This is a genomic window from Monashia sp. HAY1-5C, assembly GCF_056755255.1.
The window spans coordinates 13,243-34,280 of record NZ_JBPGXG010000033.1; the positions used below are offsets into that span (position 1 = coordinate 13,243).

18 protein-coding genes and 1 pseudogene are annotated in these 21,038 nt (G+C 68.3%); 16 read left to right on the top strand and 3 right to left on the bottom strand.

Going from position 1 to position 21,038, the window contains the following annotated elements; genetic code table 11:
- The first annotated feature begins 22 nt into the window (after positions 1-22).
- A complete protein-coding gene (locus ACR9ZK_RS07380) occupies positions 23-148 on the top strand; it encodes a hypothetical protein (protein WP_481341245.1) in 126 nt (41 codons plus the stop codon).
- Between the two features lie 251 nt (positions 149-399).
- Positions 400-891, top strand: a complete 492-nt coding sequence (locus ACR9ZK_RS07385; protein WP_481341246.1) for a pyridoxamine 5'-phosphate oxidase family protein — start codon at positions 400-402, stop codon at positions 889-891.
- Positions 892-1,270: 379 nt separating this feature from the next.
- Here the strand turns inward: ACR9ZK_RS07385 and ACR9ZK_RS07390 are convergent, their stop codons facing one another.
- Positions 1,271-3,148, bottom strand: coding sequence for a glycoside hydrolase family 15 protein (locus ACR9ZK_RS07390; RefSeq protein WP_481341247.1), 1,878 nt, complete (start codon positions 3,146-3,148; stop codon positions 1,271-1,273).
- 189 nt (positions 3,149-3,337) lie between these two features.
- Positions 3,338-5,125, bottom strand: a complete 1,788-nt coding sequence (locus ACR9ZK_RS07395) for a sigma-54-dependent Fis family transcriptional regulator (RefSeq protein WP_481341248.1) — start codon at positions 5,123-5,125, stop codon at positions 3,338-3,340.
- A gap of 264 nt (positions 5,126-5,389) precedes the next feature.
- Between ACR9ZK_RS07395 and ACR9ZK_RS07400 the strand changes: the two genes are divergently transcribed.
- The 9 genes from ACR9ZK_RS07400 (at position 5,390) to ACR9ZK_RS07440 (ending at position 14,562) form a co-directional block, all read left to right on the top strand.
- Complete coding sequence (locus tag ACR9ZK_RS07400; RefSeq protein WP_481341249.1) at positions 5,390-7,021, top strand: ferritin family protein; 1,632 nt, start codon at positions 5,390-5,392, stop codon at positions 7,019-7,021.
- Positions 7,022-7,152: 131 nt separating this feature from the next.
- Positions 7,153-8,229, top strand: a complete 1,077-nt coding sequence (locus tag ACR9ZK_RS07405; RefSeq protein ID WP_481341250.1) for a 2Fe-2S iron-sulfur cluster-binding protein — start codon at positions 7,153-7,155, stop codon at positions 8,227-8,229.
- A 48-nt stretch (positions 8,230-8,277) separates the two neighbouring features.
- Positions 8,278-9,384, top strand: a complete 1,107-nt coding sequence (locus ACR9ZK_RS07410) for a ferritin family protein (RefSeq protein ID WP_481341251.1) — start codon at positions 8,278-8,280, stop codon at positions 9,382-9,384.
- Positions 9,385-9,386: 2 nt separating this feature from the next.
- Positions 9,387-9,722 (top strand): propane 2-monooxygenase effector subunit MimD, encoded by a 336-nt coding sequence (mimD, locus tag ACR9ZK_RS07415; RefSeq protein ID WP_481341263.1) that lies wholly within the window; start codon positions 9,387-9,389, stop codon positions 9,720-9,722.
- A 114-nt stretch (positions 9,723-9,836) separates the two neighbouring features.
- A complete protein-coding gene (locus ACR9ZK_RS07420; protein WP_481341252.1) occupies positions 9,837-10,877 on the top strand; it encodes an amidohydrolase family protein in 1,041 nt (346 codons plus the stop codon).
- The gene (locus ACR9ZK_RS07425; protein WP_481341253.1) at positions 10,874-11,659 is read left to right on the top strand and encodes an iron-sulfur cluster assembly protein; all 786 of its coding nucleotides are present in this window, start codon (positions 10,874-10,876) and stop codon (positions 11,657-11,659) included. Before ACR9ZK_RS07420 ends, ACR9ZK_RS07425 begins: the two co-directional genes overlap by 4 nt.
- Complete coding sequence (locus tag ACR9ZK_RS07430; protein WP_481341254.1) at positions 11,659-12,684, top strand: NAD(P)-dependent alcohol dehydrogenase; 1,026 nt, start codon at positions 11,659-11,661, stop codon at positions 12,682-12,684. The genes ACR9ZK_RS07425 and ACR9ZK_RS07430 overlap by 1 nt, the downstream gene beginning before the upstream one ends.
- A gap of 69 nt (positions 12,685-12,753) precedes the next feature.
- Entirely contained in the window at positions 12,754-14,403 is a 1,650-nt protein-coding gene (groL, locus tag ACR9ZK_RS07435; protein WP_481341255.1) for a chaperonin GroEL, read from the top strand.
- Between the two features lie 9 nt (positions 14,404-14,412).
- Positions 14,413-14,562, top strand: a complete 150-nt coding sequence (locus ACR9ZK_RS07440) for a hypothetical protein (protein ID WP_481341256.1) — start codon at positions 14,413-14,415, stop codon at positions 14,560-14,562.
- 99 nt (positions 14,563-14,661) lie between these two features.
- On the opposite strand, the gene ACR9ZK_RS07445 is transcribed toward ACR9ZK_RS07440, so the two are convergent.
- Entirely contained in the window at positions 14,662-14,865 is a 204-nt protein-coding gene (locus ACR9ZK_RS07445) for a hypothetical protein (RefSeq protein WP_481341257.1), read from the bottom strand.
- Between the two features lie 151 nt (positions 14,866-15,016).
- Between ACR9ZK_RS07445 and ACR9ZK_RS07450 the strand changes: the two genes are divergently transcribed.
- The 5 genes and pseudogenes from ACR9ZK_RS07450 to ACR9ZK_RS07470 all read left to right on the top strand — a co-directional run bounded on the left by ACR9ZK_RS07450 (position 15,017) and on the right by ACR9ZK_RS07470 (position 20,946).
- Positions 15,017-16,276, top strand: coding sequence for an Nramp family divalent metal transporter (locus ACR9ZK_RS07450; protein ID WP_481341258.1), 1,260 nt, complete (start codon positions 15,017-15,019; stop codon positions 16,274-16,276).
- A 129-nt stretch (positions 16,277-16,405) separates the two neighbouring features.
- A pseudogene (locus ACR9ZK_RS07455) lies at positions 16,406-17,165 on the top strand ((Fe-S)-binding protein); the annotation flags it as partial.
- Between the two features lie 284 nt (positions 17,166-17,449).
- A complete protein-coding gene (locus tag ACR9ZK_RS07460; RefSeq protein ID WP_481341259.1) occupies positions 17,450-18,757 on the top strand; it encodes a multidrug effflux MFS transporter in 1,308 nt (435 codons plus the stop codon).
- Positions 18,758-18,889: 132 nt separating this feature from the next.
- The gene (locus ACR9ZK_RS07465) at positions 18,890-19,738 is read left to right on the top strand and encodes an alpha/beta fold hydrolase (RefSeq protein WP_481341260.1); all 849 of its coding nucleotides are present in this window, start codon (positions 18,890-18,892) and stop codon (positions 19,736-19,738) included.
- A gap of 32 nt (positions 19,739-19,770) precedes the next feature.
- On the top strand, positions 19,771-20,946 hold the full coding sequence (locus tag ACR9ZK_RS07470) for an acyl-CoA dehydrogenase family protein (RefSeq protein ID WP_481341261.1): 1,176 nt from the start codon (positions 19,771-19,773) through the stop codon (positions 20,944-20,946).
- The last annotated feature ends 92 nt before the right edge of the window (positions 20,947-21,038 follow it).

The window sequence follows — 21,038 nt, forward strand, 5'->3', positions numbered from 1 at the left end:
AGGGCCAACCTACAAGCCAACCGTGGGTGTTGCCCTGAAGGCGTTGCGGGCTGCCCTGCTTGCCCTGAGGGTGAACGTCACCGCTACGGACCCCGACGGCACGACCAAGACCTATCTCGTCAAGTACGCCGGATCCAGAAGGGCCTAGCCGAAGCCGATAGAAGACGCGGGCCAGTCGCCCGAAACCAGCTCGCGGACGCCGAGCAGGAGCTGCGTGAGGCTGTCCGCGCAGCCCGTGCGGCGGGCGACTCGTGGACCGTGATCGGTGCTGCACTCGACATCTCACGTCAGGCTGCCCAGCAGAGGTTTGGGGAGCGCTGACGGCGGCAGTTCCGGATGGCCGCTGCGCACGCTGTCGGCGGCAGTTCCGACGCTGCGCGGCCAAGTAGTCTCGTGGGGATGGCCCATTCAACTTGTTGGCGGGATTTGGAGGTCGGCGCCCCCGAGATCGCTCGCTTGGGCTTGGCGCGCCTTCGCTCCACGCATGTTGCGTTGCTGGGCACGCTGCGTCGGGATGGGTCCCCACGGATCAGTCCGATTGAGACATATCTCGTCGCCGGCCAGCTTCTTGTCGGCGCGATGTCATGGTCGCGCAAGGCGGATGACCTGCAACGAGACCCGCGGTACGTACTGCACAGCGCGATTACGGGCCCAGACGCTGCTGAAGGCGAGTTCAAGGTCTATGGCGTGGCCGCGATAGCCGACAAGGACGTGCGGGATGCAGCAGCCGATGCATGGTGGATGGCCTCGCCGCCAGACAAAGCCATCGTGTTCTCCTTGGACATTGACCTGGCAGTGTTCATCGACTGGAACTTCGCGCGTGGTCAGATGACTGTGCATCGATGGTCGGATCGAAGCGGTTACAAGCAGAGCCAGCGCCGTTACCCGTAGCCGCCGAGGGTGAGCAAGTTCGGTCCAAGCACACGTACTCAAATCGGCATGTGGGTAAGACTTCGACTGTCATTCGGCGGTGGGCAACGCCCGCCGGCGCGTGCCTTTCTCCGACGTAGGCTCTGCTATCGAGAACGTGTCCGGTCGGCAAGCGGCGGACAGGCGGGACAGGGCGGGTCGTGGCTAATCGCACAGGGATCGCACGAAGCGCGGCGGTCCAGCGTTCCCAGCCTGCGTTTTCGCAGGTCAGCAGTGGTTCGAGCGGCCTTCCAGGGGCCAAGATTGTAAACAGGTGGTTGGGGTTCGAGTCCCCCGCCAGCTCTGTGTTCGGTGAGCCGGATGTGGCCATGGGCCGTCGCGGCGAACTTGGTGACGAACCTCAGGCCGCATGTTCCCCTTCCGCGACCTGGCTTTCGAGGGCGGGCTGTCTCGCGGCACTGAGCAGCACCGCGGTCGTGACCAGGCCGGCGTGGCTGAAGGCCTGGGGTGTGTTGCCGAGGTGTCGTCCGCTCGTCGGGTCGTACTCCTCGCTCAGCAGGCCGACGTCGTTGCGCAGGAACAACAGTCGCTCGAACAGGGTCGTTGCCTCGCTGGTCCGGCCGATGCCGTGGAGGGCGTCGGCGAGCCAGAACGAGCAGGCGACGAAGACCCCTTCGTCGCCGTGGATGCCGTCGACGTTGGCTCCGTTCTCGCGGACGGCGTAGCGGCGCACCAGCCCTTCGTCGGTGAGGTACCGCTCGATGGCCTCGACGGTGGCCACCATGCGGTGATCCGACCACGGGAGGAAGCCGTACCGAGGGAGCAGCAGAACCGACGCGTCCAGGCGCGCCGATCCGTACGACTGGGTGAAGGATTGCCGCGCTCTGCTGTACCCACGGTTAATGACCTCGGCGCGAATGGTGTCGCGCAGCCGGCGAACTCGTTCGAGCTGGTGCTCGGTGGCACCCGTGCGGCCCTCTTCGATCGCCTCGACGGCGCGGTTGACGCCGACCCACGCCATGACCTTGGAGTGCACGAAGTGTCGGCGCGGGCCGCGAACCTCCCACAGGCTGCAGTCCGGTTCGGCCCACGTTCGCTCGATGTGGCCGAGCAGTGCCTCGTGCAGCGCGGCCTCGGCGTGGACGGCGGGAGGGTCTGCCTTGGTGTCGGTACCGTCGGCGTGGTGGTCGCACTGTGCGTCGGTGACGCTCTGGGTGGCAGCCAGCGCGTCGAGAACCTCGCCCCAGACGTCGTTCTGCTGCTGGGTGGCTGCCTCGTTGCCGATGCGCACCGGCGTGGAGCCCGCGTGCCCGGAGAGCCAGGTCAGTGCCTGCTCGGGCAGCCGCCGAGCTCCGTCGATGCCGTACATGACCTGCATCCGCTCGGGGTCGGCGGCGACGGTCCGCAGCAGCCAGTCCCGCCACGCGTGGGCTTCGTCCACGTAGCCGGTGGCCAGGAACGCCTGGACGGTGAACGTGGCGTCGCGGAGCCAGCTGTACCGGTAGTCCCAGTTCCGTAGGCCGCCGAGCTGTTCGGGCAGTGAGGTGGTGGCCGCGGCAAGGATTCCGCCGGTGGGTGCGTAGGTGAGCGCCTTGAGGGTGATGAGCGAGCGGGTGACTGCCTCGGCCCACGGACCGGTGTAGGTCGAGCGGCTGGCCCAGTTCTGCCAGAAGGTCTGCGTCGTTGCCAGGGCATGGTCCGCGTCTGCGTGGGGAGCACCGGTCTGTGTGGACGTGGTGTGCGTCAGGACGAAGGAGACCCGTTGTCCGGCCGTGATGGTGAAGTCGCTGACCCAGCTGCCGGCGGCCTGGTCGACGGCCGCCGTCGTGTGCAGCCACAGCATGTCCGGACCAGCGACTGCCACCACGTGCCCGTTGCGACTGCTGAGCATCGGCGTGATGCTGCCGTAGTCCATCCGCGGCGTGAGCGCCATGTGCATCTCGACCTGACCGTCCAACCCCTCGACCACGCGGGTCACCTGCGATTCCACCGCTGTCGGGGACATGAGGTCGATGACCCGGACGGTGCCGTCGTCGGTGCTCCACTCCGTCTCCAGGACGAGGGTGCCGGCGCGGTACTGCCGGCGGGTGCAGCGGTCCTGCCCGTTCGGTGTGATGAGCCAGTGCCCGTTGGTCTCGTCGCCCAGCAGGTTGGCGAAGACCGCTGGTGAGTCGAAGCGGGGGAGGCTGAGCCAGTCGATGGACCCGTCTCTGCCGACGAGTGCGGCCGTGCGCAGGTCACCGATGAGGGCGTAGTCCTCGATGTGTTGGGCGGTCATCGTGGCTCCCGGGATCGTTCGGGAAGGCGTCGTTGCCTCGTCCCACGATTGGAGCGCTGGTCGGGCTCCGCAGGAGTCCCATCTTGAGACAGCACGCTCGGACTACTGACCACTCGGCCTCGACTGCGCCAAGCCGTCCGATGGGACCACCTGGCCGCCACCGCATCCGGGCGAAGGCCGCGGGGTCGCTCAGCGGCGGGTGTCGATGTTGTAGCCGCGGATCTTGCGGTAGATCGTCGCCCTGGACATCCCCAGGTGCTCGGCGGCGAGCGCCTTGTTCCCGTTGTGGTCGTCGAGGGCTCGGGTGATCGCGTCCCGCTCCAGGGCTTCCAGCGGCGTGAGCGTCCGGCGGCCGACAGCCATGCACTCCGGCGGGAGGTCGACCATCTCGATGGTGCCGGCGCGCTTCGTGGCGATGATCTTGGCGAGGGTCTCGCGCAGCTGCACGACGTTGCCTGGCCACGGGTGCCGGGCGAGCTGGTTGGCCGCACTCGCAGAGACGGACAGCTCCTTGTGCGGCGACAGGGCGCGGAGCAGCACGGGGATGATGACCCGGATGTCCTCGTGCCGGTGCCGCAACGGCTCGAGCAGGACGGTCCGGTCGAAGCAGGGCAGGATCTGGGCCGCTACAGCCTCTGCCGCTCCGGTGCGTTCCGCCGGGCTTCGCGTCGCGACGACCCACCGGCTGTGCACGGAGTGCGCCAGGTGGGAGTGTTCGACGAGGAGTGCGGCGACCTCCTCGACGAGCTCGGTCGGCAGCCGGTCGAGGTGCCGGATGAGCAGGGTGCCCGGTTCGGGCGACAGCTCCTCCTCCAGCGTGCGCAGCCAGCCGTCCGGGTCGGCCGAAGCCGATGCAGCATCGAGGGTACGGAAGTGCCGGCCGGGCGACTCAGCACCGTGAATGCCCCGCGCCAAGGCGTGCTTCCCCGTTCCCGGCTCCCCGTCGATGACGACCCAGGTGCCGCTCCGGTACGACTCTCGCAGCTGGAACACCGCGCGAAGCCACTCAGGGCTCGTTCCGGCCACCCCGGGAAGTGAGACCGCCACATCCCTACCGAGGGCACGCGGCGTCCGGGACGGCTCCCTGAGCTGGATCCGGAAGACACCGCCGACGATGGTGGTGCCCACTGACGTCGGCCGGTAGTCGAGCCGGGCTACTGCCCCACTCGGCAAGTCGGTGACGAACGTGTGCGGCTGGTCGTCCCCGAGGGCATCGCTCGTCCGGGCGACGAGCGCCGTACGGTCCGCGACGTCCAGCTGCAGCTGGACGTGGCGGTTCATCATGACGATCTCGTCCCCGAGGGCGAGAACAGGTCCGGTCGCGTGCCGGCACGCCGCGAGGTAGTCGCGAAGCAGACTCATCTCCCGGACCGAGACGGCGGCGAGGATCTCCTCCTCGATGCGGCTCGCGACCGACCGCGCATAGGTGAGCAGGAGCCCGTTGGACGACCCGGACGTGCAGGTGAGGTCGAGGACGCCAACGAGCGCACCGCTCACCGGGTGCACGACCGGAACACCGGCACAGGCGAAGGTCATGAGTGGTTCGGTGAAGTGCTCCTCGCCGGCGATCAGCGTGGGCCGCCGCAGCAGCAGGGCCGTGCCGATGCCGTTGGTCCCGACGGAGTCCTCGGCATAGGTGAAGCCCGGAGCGAGGCTCACCTTCTCGAGGCGTGCCGTCAGTGAGGAGTCGGAGCAGATGCGGTGGATGACCCGCCCGAAGGGGTCGGCGAAGATCATGCTCACGGCCTCGTCGCCGAGCTGCGCGGCCATCCGGGTCATCACCTGGCCTACGAGCTCGTTCAGGCGGGACTCGCCCAGGTCGGCGGCATAGGACGGGGTGAGCAGGCTCGGGTCGACACCCGCCAGGGTGCTGCGCTCCCACGACTGCCCGACGACGTCACGCACCGTGCCCGCCAGGACGCCGGAGCGCATGAAGTGCTCACGCGCCAGCGCCACCTCGCGTGGACGATCGGCCACGACCCACCTCCGTCACGACCCGTGGCGCACCCTTGCACCACGCGGTGCCTCCAGTGTCCGTGCTGGCCGGAGCGCACCGCAAGGAACTGGTGACCGCCCACACAGCACCTGTCTCAAAGTGAGACGCCCGCGGTCGAGCGGCCCCCTGCCTCTCAGATTGAGACATCCACCGCGCCGCCCACCTGTGAGTGTCCTGGCACACGGCGAAACGCATCCGCCGAACCGGCTCGGTCCGCCGGACCGACCCGACACCAGGAGGCAAGAGTGAGCAGACAGAGTCTGACGAAGGCCCACGCGAAGATCTCCGAGCTGACGTGGGAGCCGACCTTCGCGACGCCCGCGACCCGCTTCGGTACGGACTACACCTTCGAGAAGGCCCCGAAGAAGGACCCGCTCAAGCAGATCATGCGGTCCTACTTCCCGATGGAGGAGGAGAAGGACAACCGCGTCTTCGGCGCGATGGACGGCGCGGTCCGCGGCAACATGTTCCGGCAGGTCCAGCAGCGCTGGCTCGAGTGGCAGAAGCTGTTCCTGTCGATCATCCCGTTCCCCGAGATCTCCGCTGCACGAGCGATGCCGATGGCGATCGACGCCGTGCCCAACCCGGAGATCCACAACGGGCTCGCGGTCCAGATGATCGACGAGGTTCGTCACTCGACGATCCAGATGAACCTCAAGAAGCTGTACATGAACCAGTACATCGACCCGGCCGGTTTCGACATGACCGAGAAGGCCTTCGCGAACAACTACGCCGGCACGATCGGCCGCCAGTTCGGTGAGGGGTTCATCACCGGCGACGCCATCACGGCGGCCAACATCTACCTGACCGTGGTCGCCGAGACAGCCTTCACCAACACCCTCTTCGTGGCGATGCCCGACGAGGCCGCGGCCAACGGCGACTACCTGCTGCCGACGGTCTTCCACTCCGTCCAGTCCGACGAGTCACGGCACATCTCGAACGGCTACTCGATTCTGCTCATGGCCCTCGCCGACGAGCGGAACCGCCCACTCCTGGAACGCGACCTGCGGTACGCGTGGTGGAACAACCACTGCGTCGTCGACGCCGCGATCGGCACCTTCATCGAGTACGGCACGAAGGACCGCCGCAAGGACCGAGAGAGCTACGCCGAGATGTGGCGGCGCTGGATCTACGACGACTACTACCGCAGCTACCTGCTCCCCCTCGAGAAGTACGGCCTGACGATCCCGCACGACCTCGTCGAGGAGGCCTGGAACCGGATCACGAACAAGGGATACGTGCACGAGGTCGCCCGCTTCTTCGCCACCGGCTGGCCGGTCAACTACTGGCGCATCGACGCCATGACCGACAAGGACTTCGAGTGGTTCGAGGAGAAGTACCCCGGCTGGTACAGCAAGTACGGCGCCTGGTGGGAGAGCTACAACCGGCTCGCCTTCCCGGGCAAGAACAAGCCCATCGCGTTCGAGGACGTGGGCTACCAGTACCCGCACCGGTGCTGGACGTGCATGGTGCCGGCCCTCATCCGCGAGGACATCGTCGTCGAGAAGGTCGACGACCAGTGGCGCACCTACTGCTCCGAGACCTGCTACTGGACCGACGCGGTCGCGTTCCGCTCCGAGTACGAAGGCCGTGAGACGCCGAACATGGGCCGCCTGACGGGCTTCCGCGAGTGGGAGACGCTGCACCATGACAAGGACCTGGCCGACATCGTCCAGGACCTCGGCTACGTCCGTGACGACGGCAAGACCCTCATCGGGCAGCCGCACCTGGACCTCGACCCCAAGAAGATGTGGACGCTCGACGACATCCGGGGCAACACGTTCATGAGCCCCAACGTGCTGCTGAACCAGATGTCCGACGCAGAGCGTGACGCCCACATCGCGGAGTACCGGGCGAACGGCACCAAGGTCGCCTGACGCGACCTCGAGTGGTCCGACCCCGGCTCCACCGCCAGATCGGGTTGGCGGCGCTTCCAGGGATGAGTGGCGCCGCCAACCCCCGCCGCCAACCTCCCCCGTGGACCCGGCGCAATCGAGAGGAGGCCATCGTGGCCGACACACACAAGATCTACTTCGAGCCCGTCGACATCGAGATGGAGGTAGGGGAGGACGAGAAGATCCTCGACGCTGCCTTCCGGCAGGGCATCCACCTGATGCACGGGTGCCGTGAGGGACAGTGCTCGGCCTGCAAGAGCTACGTGCTCGACGGCGAGATCCAGATGGAGCGCTACTCGACGTTCGCCTGCAACGACGCCGAGGTCGACGAGGGCTACGTCCTGCTCTGCCGGGCGCACGCCTTCAGCGACTGCACCATCGAGCTGCTCAACTTCGACGAGGACGAGCTGCTGGGTGGGGTGCCGATCCAGGACGTCCGGACCCGTATCACCGCGATCGAGCCGATGACGCGCGACATCGTGTCGTTGCGCCTGGCGGCGGTCGAGCCGGCGACCTACGAGTTCAAACCCGGTCAGTACAGCGACATCGGCATCCCCGGGACGGACGAGCACCGCTCGTTCTCCATGGCGACGACGCAGTCCACACCGGGGGAGGTCGAGTTCCTCATCAAGAAGTACCCGGGCGGGAAGTTCTCGACGCTGCTGGACGGCGGCTCGTCCGGCCTCGCGGTCGGCGACGAGCTGCACGTCAACGGCCCCTACGGCTCGTTCACCATCAAGGAGGGGCACGTCCTTCCCGTCGTGTGCATCGGGGGAGGGGCGGGGATGGCCCCGATCCTCTCGCTCCTGCGGCACCTGCACGAGACCGGGAGCACCCGCCCGGTGCGCTTCTACTACGGCGCGCGGACAGCGGCCGACCTCTTCTACGTCGACGAGATCCTCGCCCTCGGCGAGGGCCTGCGCGACTTCGAGTTCGTCGCCTGCCTGTCGGAGTCCCTGCCCGACCCCGACTCACCAGAGGGTCGCCTGCCGCTCGGCCTGCTCCCCGAGGCCGGCAACGTCACCGACGTGGTGGCGCGGCATGAGGACGAGCTCGCGAAGTGCGAGGTCTACCTGTGCGGCCCCCCGCCCATGGTCGACGCCGCCCTGCTCTTCCTCGAGGCCCAGGGCGTGCCCGGTGACCAGGTCTTCCACGACTCGTTCACGAGCCCGGTGACCGTCACGGGCTGAACGCTGTACATCCACGAATCATCCACACCAACAACGGAGTTGACTGACATGGCGGACATCACCGACCAGAAGACGCGCAGCTTCCCCAAGATCGAGTTCACGGACTCCGAGGCCGGCGCCCTGGACTTCCCGAGCTCGAAGAGCCGCACGTACAACTACTACAAGCCGGCCAAGCTGCGGGCCACGATGTACGAGGACGTCACTGTCGACGTGCAGCCTGACCCGGACCGGCACCTGACCCAGGGCTGGATCTACGGGTTCGGCGGCGGGCCCGGCGGCTACCCCAAGGAATGGACGAAGGCCCAGTCCTCCGACTGGCACACCTTCCTCGACCCCAACGAGGAGTGGGAGCAGACGATCTACCGCAACAACTCAGCGGTGGTCCGTCAGGTCAACCTCTGCCTCGAGAACGCCAAGCGCGCCGGTGCCTACGCGAACTGGAACCACGCGTGGGTCGCCTTCATCCAGCGCAACCTCGGAGCCTGGATGCACGCGGAGAACGGCATCGCGCTGCACGTCTTCACCTCGATCCAGCGGTCCGCCCCGACCAACATGATCAACAACGCCGTCGCCGTCGCGGCGGCACACAAGATGCGCTTCGCGCAGGACCTGGCCCTGTTCAACCTGGACCTCGCCGAGGCGGGCATCGACTTCGACGGTGCGGCCCACCGCGAGGTCTGGCAGAACGCGCCGGAGTGGCAGCCGACGCGCCGGACGGTCGAGGAGCTGACGGCGGTCGGCGACTGGGCCGAGCTGACCTTCGCGACGAACATCGTCTTCGAGCAGCTCGTCGGCCAGCTGTTCCGCAGCGAGCTCGTCATGCAGATTGCGGCGCGCAACGGCGACTACATCACGCCGACGCTCGTGGGCACTGGGGAGAACGACTACGCACGGGACCTCGCGGCCTCGCGCAACCTCTTCCAGCTCCTCGTGCGTGACGAGGAGCACGGCGCCGCCAACAAGGACCTCTTCGGCCAGTGGCTGTCCACGTGGGTCCCGAAGTGCCTCGCCGCCGCGCAGGCGCTGCAGCCGATCTGGTCGCAGCCCGCAGAGAAGACCATCACCTTCGCCACGTCCCTCGACGCGGCCAAGGACAAGTTCCGCACCCTGCTCGAGGAGATCGGGCTCGACATTCCGAAGGAGTTGGACCAGTGAGCATGCAGTTCGGTTCGGAGGCCTCGTTCTCCAACATGTGCGGGGTCACCCTGATGAACACACCGGTCGGCCGGGTCGTGGCCCAGGTCATGGGGACCAAGGAGGGCGTCGAGCTCACCGAGTACCCGTCGATGATCCGCGTCGACGGCCCGACGCTGCTCAGCTTCGACTACGAGGAGCTGACCGACGCTCTCGGCACCGAGTTCGACGGCTCCGTCTTCGAGGAGATCAGCTCCACCCACTACGGGCGGATGGTCCACCTCGACGACAAGACGATGCTCTTCGCGAGCCCGGAGGACGCCGCCGAGTACATCGGCTTCGACCTCAACGTCCACTGACCGGATCTCGCGAAACCCCTGACGCCCAAGGTGGCTCGTATGCCGCTGGGCTGGCTCCCAGCCCAGCGGCGTCCGGCGGGCGTCTCATCCCAACCACAACGAAGTGAGGAAGCCATGTACGAGAAGAACGGCGAGAAGTACTACGTCGTCGATGCCCACGTCGCCCTGTGGGACGGCCGCGAGTCGAACCTGAGGAACGTCCACGGCAAGCAGTTCATCGACTGCTTCTACGACTACCACAAGAACCTCAGCCCGGAGGAGGTCGTGTGGGACTACGACACCTACACGTACTACGGCGGCGACCGACTCATGAAGGACCTCTTCGAGGACGGCTACGTCGACCACGCGATCTTCCAGCCGGCGTTCCTGGGCGACTTCTACACCAACGGGTTCGGGCAGACCGAAGAGGCGTGGGCGCTCACCAGGGCCAACCCCGGCCGACTGACCTACAACCACAACTTCGACCCGCGCAACGAGCAGGCCGGCCTCGACCAGCTCAGGCGCGACGCCGAACGCTTTGGGCTCAAGGGCGTCAAGCTCTACACCGCGGAGTGGCACGGCGACTCCCGCGGCTACAAGCTGACCGACCGGTGGTCCTACAAGTACCTCGAGGCCTGTCAGGAGCTCGGCATCACGAACATCCACATCCACAAGGGGCCGACGATCATCCCGCTCGACCGCGACGCCTTCGACGTCGCCGACATCGACGCGGTGGCGACGGACTTCCAGGGACTCAACTTCGTCGTGGAGCACTGCGGGCTCCCGCGGCTGGAGGACTTCTGCTGGATCGCGACCCAGGAGACGAACGTCCACGCCGGCCTCGCCGTCGCCATCCCGTTCATCCACACGAGGCCGCGCTACTTCGCGCAGATCATCGGCGAGCTCCTGTACTGGATCGGCGCGGACAAGATCCAGTTCTCGAGCGACTACGCCCTGTGGACACCCAAGTGGCTCATCGAGAAGTTCGTCGACTTCCAGATCCCTGAGGACATGACGGAGTACGCACCCCTGACGACGACCGCCAAGAAGAAGATCCTCGGCCTCAACGCAGCGAAGATGTACGGCCTCGACGTGCCCGCGGAGCTGCAGCTCGCCGACCCCGGCGACGTCGGCCTCGAGGTCGCGGCCGGGGCGAGGGAGAGCGTGCTGTCATGAGCGCCGTCGCCACTCCGGTCGCGTCGCCGTCGGCCCGCAACACGGCCTCGGCACCGCACGGGGCATCCCTGGCGAACGACGTGCTCGAGGCGCTCGCCACCGTCATGGATCCCGAGCTGGACGAGCCGATCACCGAGCTCGGGTTCGTCCGCTCGGTGGCGCTGCACCCGTCCGGCGTCACGGTGCACCTGCGGCTTCCGACGTCGTTCTGCGCACCGAACTTCGCCTACCTCATGGTCTCCGACGCACAGGACGCCCTGCGGCGGGTCCGGGGGACGGGTCGGGTCACCGTGCTGCTCGACGACCACCACGACTCCGACAAGATCAACGCCGGGATCGCCGCGGATGCCGGCTACCTCGGAACCTTCGGTGCCGAGGCCGAGGAGAGCCTCGACGCTCTACGGCAGACCTTCCAGCGGAAGGCGCACACCGCGGCGATGGAGCGCTGCGTCATGGCCGCGCTGACCGGAGGGTCGGTCCGGCTCGAAGACCTCGGGCGCCTGAGGCTCGGCGACCTGCCGGCCGGCCGCACCAAGGAGGCGCTGCTGCGCAGACGGGCGGACATCGGCCTGGGCGTCGCTCCCACGGAGCTCGTCGTCGTCGACGAGCAGGGAGCGCCCGTGCCGGACGAGGAGCTGCCCCTGCGTCTGCGTCTCGCGACGTCGGTGCGGATCTCCATCGAGGGCAACGCCCACTTCTGCCGCGGCCTGCTGGCCACCCGCTACGCGGACGGCGACCCCGCAGCCATCACCACGCACATCACGGACACGAGGAGCACGTAATGAGGGCCGTCCAGGTCGTCGGGTACCACACCAAGCTGCAGCTGACGGACGTGCCGGAGCCGCAGGTCCAGGGACCGCTCGACGTCGTCGTCAGGATCGGGGGCGCGGGCGTGTGCCGCACCGACCTGCACATCCTCGAAGGGCAATGGGAGGAGAAGACGGGCGTCGCTCTGCCGTACACGATCGGCCACGAGAACGCCGGCTGGGTGCACGCCGTCGGTGACGCCGTCACCAACGTCGCCATCGGCGACAAGGTGATCCTGCACCCGCTCATCACGTGCGGGCTGTGCCGTGCGTGCCGCTTCGGCGACGACGTGCACTGCGAGAACAGCCAGTTCCCCGGGATCGACACCAACGGCGGGTACGCGGAGTATCTCCGCACGACCGCCCGGAGCGTCGTGCGCATCGATGACGGCCTCGAGCCCTCGGACGTCGCGGCGCTCGCGGACGCCGGCCTCACGGCATACCACGCGGCCGCCAAGGCGGCTCGGGTCACGAGACCGGGCGACGTCTGCGTCATGATCGGCGCCGGCGGGCTCGGCCACATCGGCATCCAGGTGATGAAGGCGATCTCCGGTGCGACGGTCGTCGTCGTCGACCGCAACCCCGACGCCGTCGCCCTGGCCACCTCGATCGGGGCCGACCACGGCGTCGTCGCCGACGGCAGCCACATCGAGAAGGTCCTCGAGCTGACCGGCGGGCGGGGCGCCGAGGCGGTCGTCGACTTCGTCGGCGAGGGGGGCGCGACGAAGGAGGGCACGGCGATGCTGCGCCGGGCCGGCAGCTACTTCGTCGTCGGCTACGGCGAGAACATCGACATCCCGACCATCGACGTCATCTCCACGGAAATCAACTTCATCGGCAACCTCGTCGGGTCGTACAACGACCTCCAGGAGCTCATGGTCCTCGCCGCCCAGGGCAAGGTCACGCTCCACACCACGAAGTACCCCCTGGAGGACTTCCAGCAGGCGATCGACGACCTCGACGCCGGGCTCGTGCGCGGACGCGCGATTCTCATCCCCTGACGACGGCCGGTCCGGCCGTCATCGGCGGCCGGCCCCGACCACGTCCGAATCACGAAGGACAGACACACCATGGCCAAGGAACTGCGCTTCAACAAGGACGCCCGACGACTGCTCGAGTCCGGCGTCAACGCCCTCGCGGACGCCGTCAAGGTGACGCTCGGACCGAAGGGACGCAACGCCGTCCTCGAGAAGCTGACCGGACCACCGACGATCACGAACGACGGCGTCACCATCGCCCGCGAGATCCAGCTCCGGGAGCCGTTCGCCAACATGGGCGCCCAGCTCGTCAAGGAAGTGGCGATGAAGACCAACGGTGTCGTCGGTGACGGCACCACGACGGCCACCGTGCTCGCCCAGGCGATGGTCCGGGAGGGGCTTCGCGCCGTCGATGCCGGCGCCAACCCCATGCGGGTGCGCCGGGGCATCGAGCGGACCGTGCCCGTCGTCGTCGAGACCCTCACCGGTTGGGCGGCCGACGTGGGTGGCCCGGGCGACCTGCGCCACATCGCCACGCTGGCTGCCAGCGACGACGAGTCCATCGGTGACGCCGTCGCCGAGGCCGTGGGCAAGGTGGGCCGGCGAGGCATCGTCACGACCCAGGAGTCGGACACGCTCGGCCTGTCCGTCGCGGTCGTCGACGGCATCGAGTTCGACCACGGTTACATCTCCGGCTACATGGTGACCGACCGGGAGCGGATGGAGACGGTCTACGACAACCCGCTCATCCTGCTGACGAACAAGAAGATCAGCCAGGTGCAGGAGATCATGCCGACGGTCGAGGCGGCCAAGCGCGCCGACCGGCCACTCGTCGTGCTCGCGGAGGACGTCGACGGGCCGGCGTTGCAGCTGCTCGTCGGCGGCAACATGCACCAGACGATGCGCTCGGTGGTGGTGCGCGCGCCCGGCTTCGGGCACCGGCGCGTGGCCGAGCTGGAAGACCTCGCCATCGCGCTCGGGGGCCAGGTCGTCGCCAAGGACACCGGGCTCGAGCTCTCGGAGGTCGCGCTCGAGCACCTCGGAGGATGTGACCGGATCACCATCACCGAGGAGTCGACGACGATCGTCGGCGGCCACGGCGACCAGACCCAGGTCGAGTCGCGGATCCGCCAGCTCGAGACCCAGTTCGAGCGGGCCCGGATCGAGGCGGACCAGGACAGCCTCCAGCTGCGCATGGCGCGGCTCTCCGGACAGGTGGCCGTCATCCGGGTGGGTGGTGCGACGAGTGTCGAGCTCAAGGAGCGGATGCTGCGAGTCGAGGACTCGCTCGCTGCCACGCGTGCTGCTCTCGAGGAAGGCATCGTTGCCGGCGGAGGGACGGCCCTGACGCAGGCCCACGATGCCGTGTCACGCGTCGAGCTCACGGGTGACGAGGCGGTCGGGCGCGAGGTGGTCCGACGGGCCCTGTCCGAGCCCCTCCGATGGATCGCGATCAACGCCGGCTTCGACGGCGACGAGGTGGTGCACCGGGTCGCGACCCTGCCCGTGGGCCACGGGTTCAACGCCCTCGACGGCGCCTACGGCGACATGTTCGACTTCGGCGTCATGGACCCCCTCAAGGTGACCCGGGCGGCCTTGGAGAGCGCGGCGTCCATCGCAGCGCTGCTCATCACGACGGAGACCGCGATCGTCGAGGAGGTCGACGTCCATCCAGGGGCCATCATGGCTCCGGGCTTCGGTGACCTCGCCGAGGGCATGGTCCGCCCCAGCAACATCTACTGAGGCGTCGAGATGGCGCACGGGTCGTCACTTCTCGTGACCCTCCTGCAGGGCGCGGCCGTTCTTGTACCGGTGGCGCTGCCGCGCCTCGTCTGGTCACGCGTCCAGCAGCGCCGTCTCAGCTTCCTGCTGTTGCAGGGGCCTCACGACGGCGGGCTCTAGCCGACTCATGGCGAAGCCGCCCCCACCCTCGCCGGGTGGGGGCGGCTTCTTCGCACGTCCGGAGCGCTCCGGGGAGGCCCGCCAGCGAGCGGAACGACGTCACCCAGCCTGCTGCTGCTTGCGGGCGCGGACGGCTGCGCACTCCGGGCACCGGCCTCGAAAGAGCATCTCTATCCGCTCGACGACGAACCCTTCGGTGTCGTGCATCGCGTCGGATGGCCAGGGGGTGGGAGCGACCTCCGCGACGTGCGTCCGTGCGCAGTCACGGCAGACCAGCTTCTCGGAGCGAGGCGTCTCGAGCATGGCTCCACGCAACCATCGGGCGCACCGAGCGGCACCATGCCTTCTCAGGTTGAGACGGCTGGTGTCCCGAGGTCTGGGCGCGACCTGTCGATCTGTCTCAATCGCAGACGCCGGCACGAGTCAACGAGCCCGGGGCGCGATGCTGTCTGCCATGGGTGATCGCCTGATGCAGGCTACGCGCGTCGAGGAACGCTCTCCCGAGCACGGGCTCGGCGGCACGTTGAGGACGCCCAGAACCTTCGTGCCTGCGCTGCTCGCCGCGATCGCCTATGTCGACCCCGGCAACTTCGGCGTCAACATCAGCTCGGGCGCCCAGCACGGCTACGCCCTCGTCTGGGTCGTCGTCTTCGCCAGCTGCTCGGCGATGGTCATCCAGTACCTCGCCGCGAAGCTCGGGATGGTCACGGGGATGAGCCTCGCCGAGCACAGCGCCCGTCGATATCCCGGTGTCGGCCGGCTGCTGCTGTGGGCCCAGGCCGAGATCGTCGTCATCATGACCGACCTCGCCGAGATCGTCGGTGGCGCCATCGCGCTCCACCTGCTCTTCGGGCTTCCACTCATGTGGGGGGCCGTCGTCGTCACGCTGTTCAGCTTCGTCGTGCTGTTCCTCAGGGTGCGCGGCCGGAGCCACTTCGAGTCCGTCGTACTCGTCCTGCTCGCGGTCATCATCGGCTCGCTGCTGTGGCAGGTGCTCGTCGCCGACGTCGACCGCGTGCAGCTGCTCCGCTCCGTCGTGCCCAGCCCGCTCCAGTCATCTGCCGCCCTGCTCGCCGTCGGCACCGTCGGTGCCACCGTCATGCCACACGCCCTGCACTTCCACTCGGCCGCCTCGCGCGCGCGGGACGACGCCACGCTGGAGCCGACGCGGCAGAGGAGGATGCGGGCGGGCCGCCAGACAGTGCGCTCCGTCGTCGTCGCCATGACCATCGCCGGCGTGGCCAACATCAGCCTCGTCGTCTTCTCGGCCGCGCTGCCGTCCGAGGCCGGCTCGAGCATAGAAGCGGCGTACACAGCCCTGGGGGCCAACGCCGGCCAGCTGGCTGCGACGATCTTCGCGCTCGCCCTGCTGGCCGCGGGTCTGGCATCAACCCTGGTCGGCGTCCAGACCGGAGATGTCGTCATGCAGGGCTTCGGCCGCCGACCGATCGCGCCCCTGCCTCGCCGCCTGCTCGCCGTCATCCCGGCTCTCGTCATCCTCGGCGTGGGTGTCGAACCAACCGATGCGCTCGTCTGGAGCCAGGTCGTGCTCTCCTTCGCCCTCCCGGGAACGCTCGTGCCATTGCTGCTCTTCACGTGCGACCGCCAGGTCATGGGCGTCCTCGCCAACCACCGCATCACGACCGTCGTGGCATCGCTCATCACCGCCGTCATCGTCGGCCTGTGCGGCTATCTCGTGGCCACCGGACTCTGACTCCTGCCCGAACGCGGTTCGTCTACGGGCAAGGGTCGGCAGGCCTGTTCCGCGGCGCTTTCTCGGCACTAGCGAGCAGGCCGGTCAAGAAGGTGGGATCAACATTGCCTCCGGACACCACCGCCACCGCTCGTCTGGGACAAGCGCCTGACCCCGGTGGCCCGCCCCGGCGACGCCGCGTCCAGCGGGACCCTCACCGGCGCCGCGTCCACCGGCGCCGCGTCCACCGGCGCCGCGTCCACCGGCGCCAGGGTCACCTGACGACCCGTGCTACCTCGGCCGGCACAACCAGGTCTACGCCCCGCCTCGCGAGCTGCTGCAGATCCTGCCCGGCGTCGAGTAGGCCGAGATGCCCCGCTCGAAGGAGACCTCGTTCTGCTGCGGCGCCGGCGGGGCCCGGATGTGGATGGAGGAGAAGCTCGGCACCCGGATCAACACCAACCGCACCGCCGAGGCCCTGGCCACCGGCGCCGACCGGATCGCCGTCGGCTGCCCCTTCTGCAAGGTCATGCTCACCGACGGCGTCAACGCCGCCGTCCAGGACGGCACGAAGGCCGAGGGCGAGGGCGAGGTCGTCGACGTCGCCCAGATGCTCCTAGCGGCCGTCCGCCGCGGCAACGAGGGCGGCGAGCACATCGAGATCAACGCGGAAGGCCCAGGCTCAGGGGCGGAAAAGAGCAGGCCGCAGGGCACGCCGCGAGAGAGCGTGCTTGGCCCAGCGGCAGATGGGCCGAGGTTACGGTTTGGCGGGCGACGTCGGATCTGCCGGCAGGGCGGTGGGGACCGTCGCCGAAGGCTCATTTCACTCGATCCGGCGGTCGGCAGCGGAGACGCCGGTCAGGGCCTCTCGCCTGTACGTGGTTCGGGTATGTGTCGCCGCCACCGCTGACTCCGACGCTTCCTGTGGCAGGGCTGCCCACATCCGTCGCCAGGAGTTGGCGGCGCGCCCGCTCGACAGCGGATCGGATCCGCGCGGCGCTGGCCTGGTGGTTCAGCGGAATGACACGCACCCGAGGCCGGAGCGGCCTGCCCCTCGGCGCTCTGAACGTCGTGTTCCGCCCGGCGGCACGCGGCAATGGAGAGTCGCCCACCCGCGCAGCACGCTGGGCCGCGGGCGCTTGGCACGCGCAGCAGACAACGACAAAAGGTACTGATGAGACGCGAGGGCAGCAGATGGTGGGCACCGTGTCGAGCGGGGCACGGGAGAAGATGGCCGCCCCAGTCGGGATCGCCGCAGTCACTCCCGCGCTCTTGCCGCCCCCTCGCAGCGGCGCTCGGGCAATCCTGCTCGCATCGCTGGCCCTCCTGTCGATGATCTCGCCGTTCGCGACGGACATGTACCTTCCGTCCTTCCCGCGGATCGCCGTCGAGCTGTCGACCGTGCCCTCAGGTGTCCAGCTGACCCTCACGACCTTTCTCGTCGGCGTGGCTCTCGGTCAGCTCTTCTTCGGCCCGTTTTCGGACCGCCGCGGGCGCAAGCGACCCCTGGTCGGGGGTTCCCTGGTGTGCGTGGTCGCCTCCTTCGTGGCGGTCTACGCGCCGTCCATCGAGGTCCTGCTCGCCGCGCGCCTCTTCCAAGGGTTCGGAGGCGCCGCCGGGATCGTGATCGCGCGCGCCATCGTCGCAGACCTGTTCCGCGGGGCGGAGGCGGCGAGCATCTTCAGCGTGCTCGCTGTCCTCGGTGGGCTCGCACCGATCGTGGCCCCGGTCACTGGGGGATTGCTGGCCGGTCCGGTCGGGTGGCGCGGAGTGCTGGGAGTGCTGGCCGGCCTGACGGTCGTCATGAGCCTCGTCGCAGTGTTCGTCGTCCGCGAGACCTCGCCGGCGCAGCGTGGCAACGCGGCATCCTCGGTCACTTCCCATTCGTCATCGTCTGCGGGAGTCGCGAAGAGCCCCAACCTCGGGATGGTGCTACGCCGTCCCGGCTTCGCGGCGTACGCCCTCGTGAAGACGTTCAGCTTCGCCATCCTCATGGGATACATATCGGCGTCGCCCTTCATCTACCAGGACTACGTCGGTGTCGGCGAGCTTGCAGGAGCGGCCCTGTTCGCGCTGAACTCGCTCGCGATGATCGGTGCCAATGCGGTGAACGCGCGACTCGTGCGCACCCGGGGCCCGGCCTACATGCTGCGCGTGGGACTGGTCCTGCTCACGACCGCAGTCGTCGCCCATTCGCTCATTGTGTTCCTGGCGGCGTCGCCGCGGATCCTCGTGCCCGTCTTCGTGCTGCTTGTGGGCAGCATGGGGCTCATCTTCGGCAACTCGATCGGACTTGCGATCGCCCACGTTCGCGATGCGGCCGGGTCCGGATCTGCCGTCATCGGCTTCGGGCAGTTCGTCGCCGGCGCAGCCGTCGCACCCCTGGTCGGGCTCGGGGCGCGAGCCACCCCGGTCCCCATGACCGTGCTGTTCATCGCTGCCACCGGTGCGACGTGGGTGTGTGCCGTCGTGGCGAAACGCGTCGGCGCGCCTGTCGACTGAAGAGCCGGTCCTCGGGGGGCGTTCCACGAGGTGGCACGACCGGCTCGGCAACCTCAGGCGCCTGAGCGATGCTGCTTGGAACGCCGGTGTCGAGCCTGACGCCGGACTGACACCGCTACGAGGAGTTGGCCGATGACCACCACGACTGTGGAACTGACCGAGCAGAGCACCAGCCGCACGGTCGAGACGCCCAGCGGCACGATCCACTACAACGAGGCGGGGGAAGGGCATCCCCTGCTCCTTCTGCACGGCAGCGGTCCGGGTGCCACCGGCTGGAGCAACTTCGGCCCCAACCTGAAGGCGCTGAGCAGGCAGTTCCGGGTCATCGCAGCGGACATGCCGGGCTGGGGCAAGTCCTCGCCCGTCACCTACGAGCGTCGCGACCACGTCGCTGCGGTGCGAGACCTGCTGGATGCGCTTGGCATCGACAAGGCGGCCATCGTCGGCAACTCGATGGGCGGCGCGACGACGTTGAAGTTCTCGGCGGTCCACCCCGAGCGGGTGTCCCACCTGGTGACCATGGGAGCCGGTGCAGGCGGAGCTCGCCTCTTCTCCCCGAGCGACGGCCCATCCGAGGGACTGAAGATCCTCAACCAGGGCTACCTCGAGCCGTCGGTCGAGGTCATGGCGAAGCTGGTCGACATCATGACCTACGACAGCGGTAGCAAGAGCGACGCGCTGGCCAAACAGCGTTACGACAACGCCACCGCCAACCGCGAGCACCTGCAGAACTTTGCCGCGGGGATCGGCAAGCCCCGCCGCGGGACGGCCACCGACGAGGAGCTGGCCAGCATCGCGGCCCCGGCCCTCATCGTCCACGGCCGTGACGACAGGGTCGTCGGCTACGAGCACAGCCTCAAGCTCGTGACAGTCATCCAGAACGCACGGCTCGTGCTGTTCAACCGTTGTGGACACTGGGCCCAGCTCGAGCACGCCGATGAGTTCAACCGGCTCGTGGCCGACTTCGTGGCCAACAACTGACCGGACGACAGTGAGAAGAGGGCAACACCGCGATGAACACCGTGCTCGACCGCGTTGAGGAGCTGGCCGTCTTCTTGCAGGAGCAGGCGGAGGAGGCCGACGACCTGGGTCGCCTGCCCGACGAGACGCGCAAGCGTCTGGAGGACACCGGGGTCATTCGCATGCTGCAGCCCAAGGACTTCGGCGGCCTGGAGAGCTCGCCGGTCGAGTTCTTCGAGACGGTCCTGGCGATCGGATCCCGGCATGGGTCCTCGGGTTGGGTCGCCGGCGTCGTCGGGGTGCACCCGTTCGAGCTCGCGGTCGGCACGAGGGAGATGCAGCAGGAGATCTGGGGCGAGGACCCGGATACGTGGGTGGCTTCGCCCTACGCACCCTTCGGCCGCGCTCGTCCCGTCGACGGGGGCTTCCTCTTCAGCGGACGCTGGCCGTTCTCCTCCGGCACGGACCTGTGCGACTGGGTCGTGCTGGGCGGCATGGTCACCGATCAACAGGGCGAGGTCACCGAGCCCAACCCGGTCAGGCACTTCATCGTGCCGCGCTCCGACTACGGGATCGTCCAGGACTCCTGGCAGGTCGTCGGCCTCCGAGGTACGGGCAGCAAGGACGTCATCATCAAGGATGCGTTCGTCCCCGCCCACCGGGTGATCGACCCCACGGACCTCGAAACGGGCGCCGCAGCGGAACAGGCCGGACGGGCGGACGTGCCCCTCTATCGGATGCCGTTCCACACGATGTTCAGCGGCACGATCGCCTGCGCGACCCTCGCCCTGACGGAGGGTGCGCTCGCGGCTTTCGTCTCGCACAGCCGGTCCCGGGTGAGCCGGGCAGGTCACCAGGTCAGCCAGGACCCGCACCAGCTGGCCGCACTCGGCGGGGCGGCGTCGGACATCCAGGCCAGCCGGGTCCAGTTCCTCTCCGACATGGAGCGGCTCTGGGACCTGGCCCAGCGCAACGTCCCGATCGACGTGGCGGTGCGGGCGGAGGTCAGGAGGAACCAGGTGCGGGCAGTCCGACGCGCCGTGGACGCCGTGGACCGCATCGTGGCCCACGCGGGTGGTCACGCCATGCGTCTGGACAATCCGATCCAGCGGTTCTGGCGCGACGCGCACACCGGGCTGGCCCACGCCTCCAACGTCGCCGACCCCGTCTACGCGGTCTACGGCCTCAACCTGTACGGGCACGACCTGCCCCCGGGTACACGCCTCTGAACGGGGCCGGAACGTCCTGTCGATGGCGGTGAAGAGCTGGCCCGGGCCTCAGGCCCTGTCTCTTATACACATCTGACGCTGCCGACGACGGA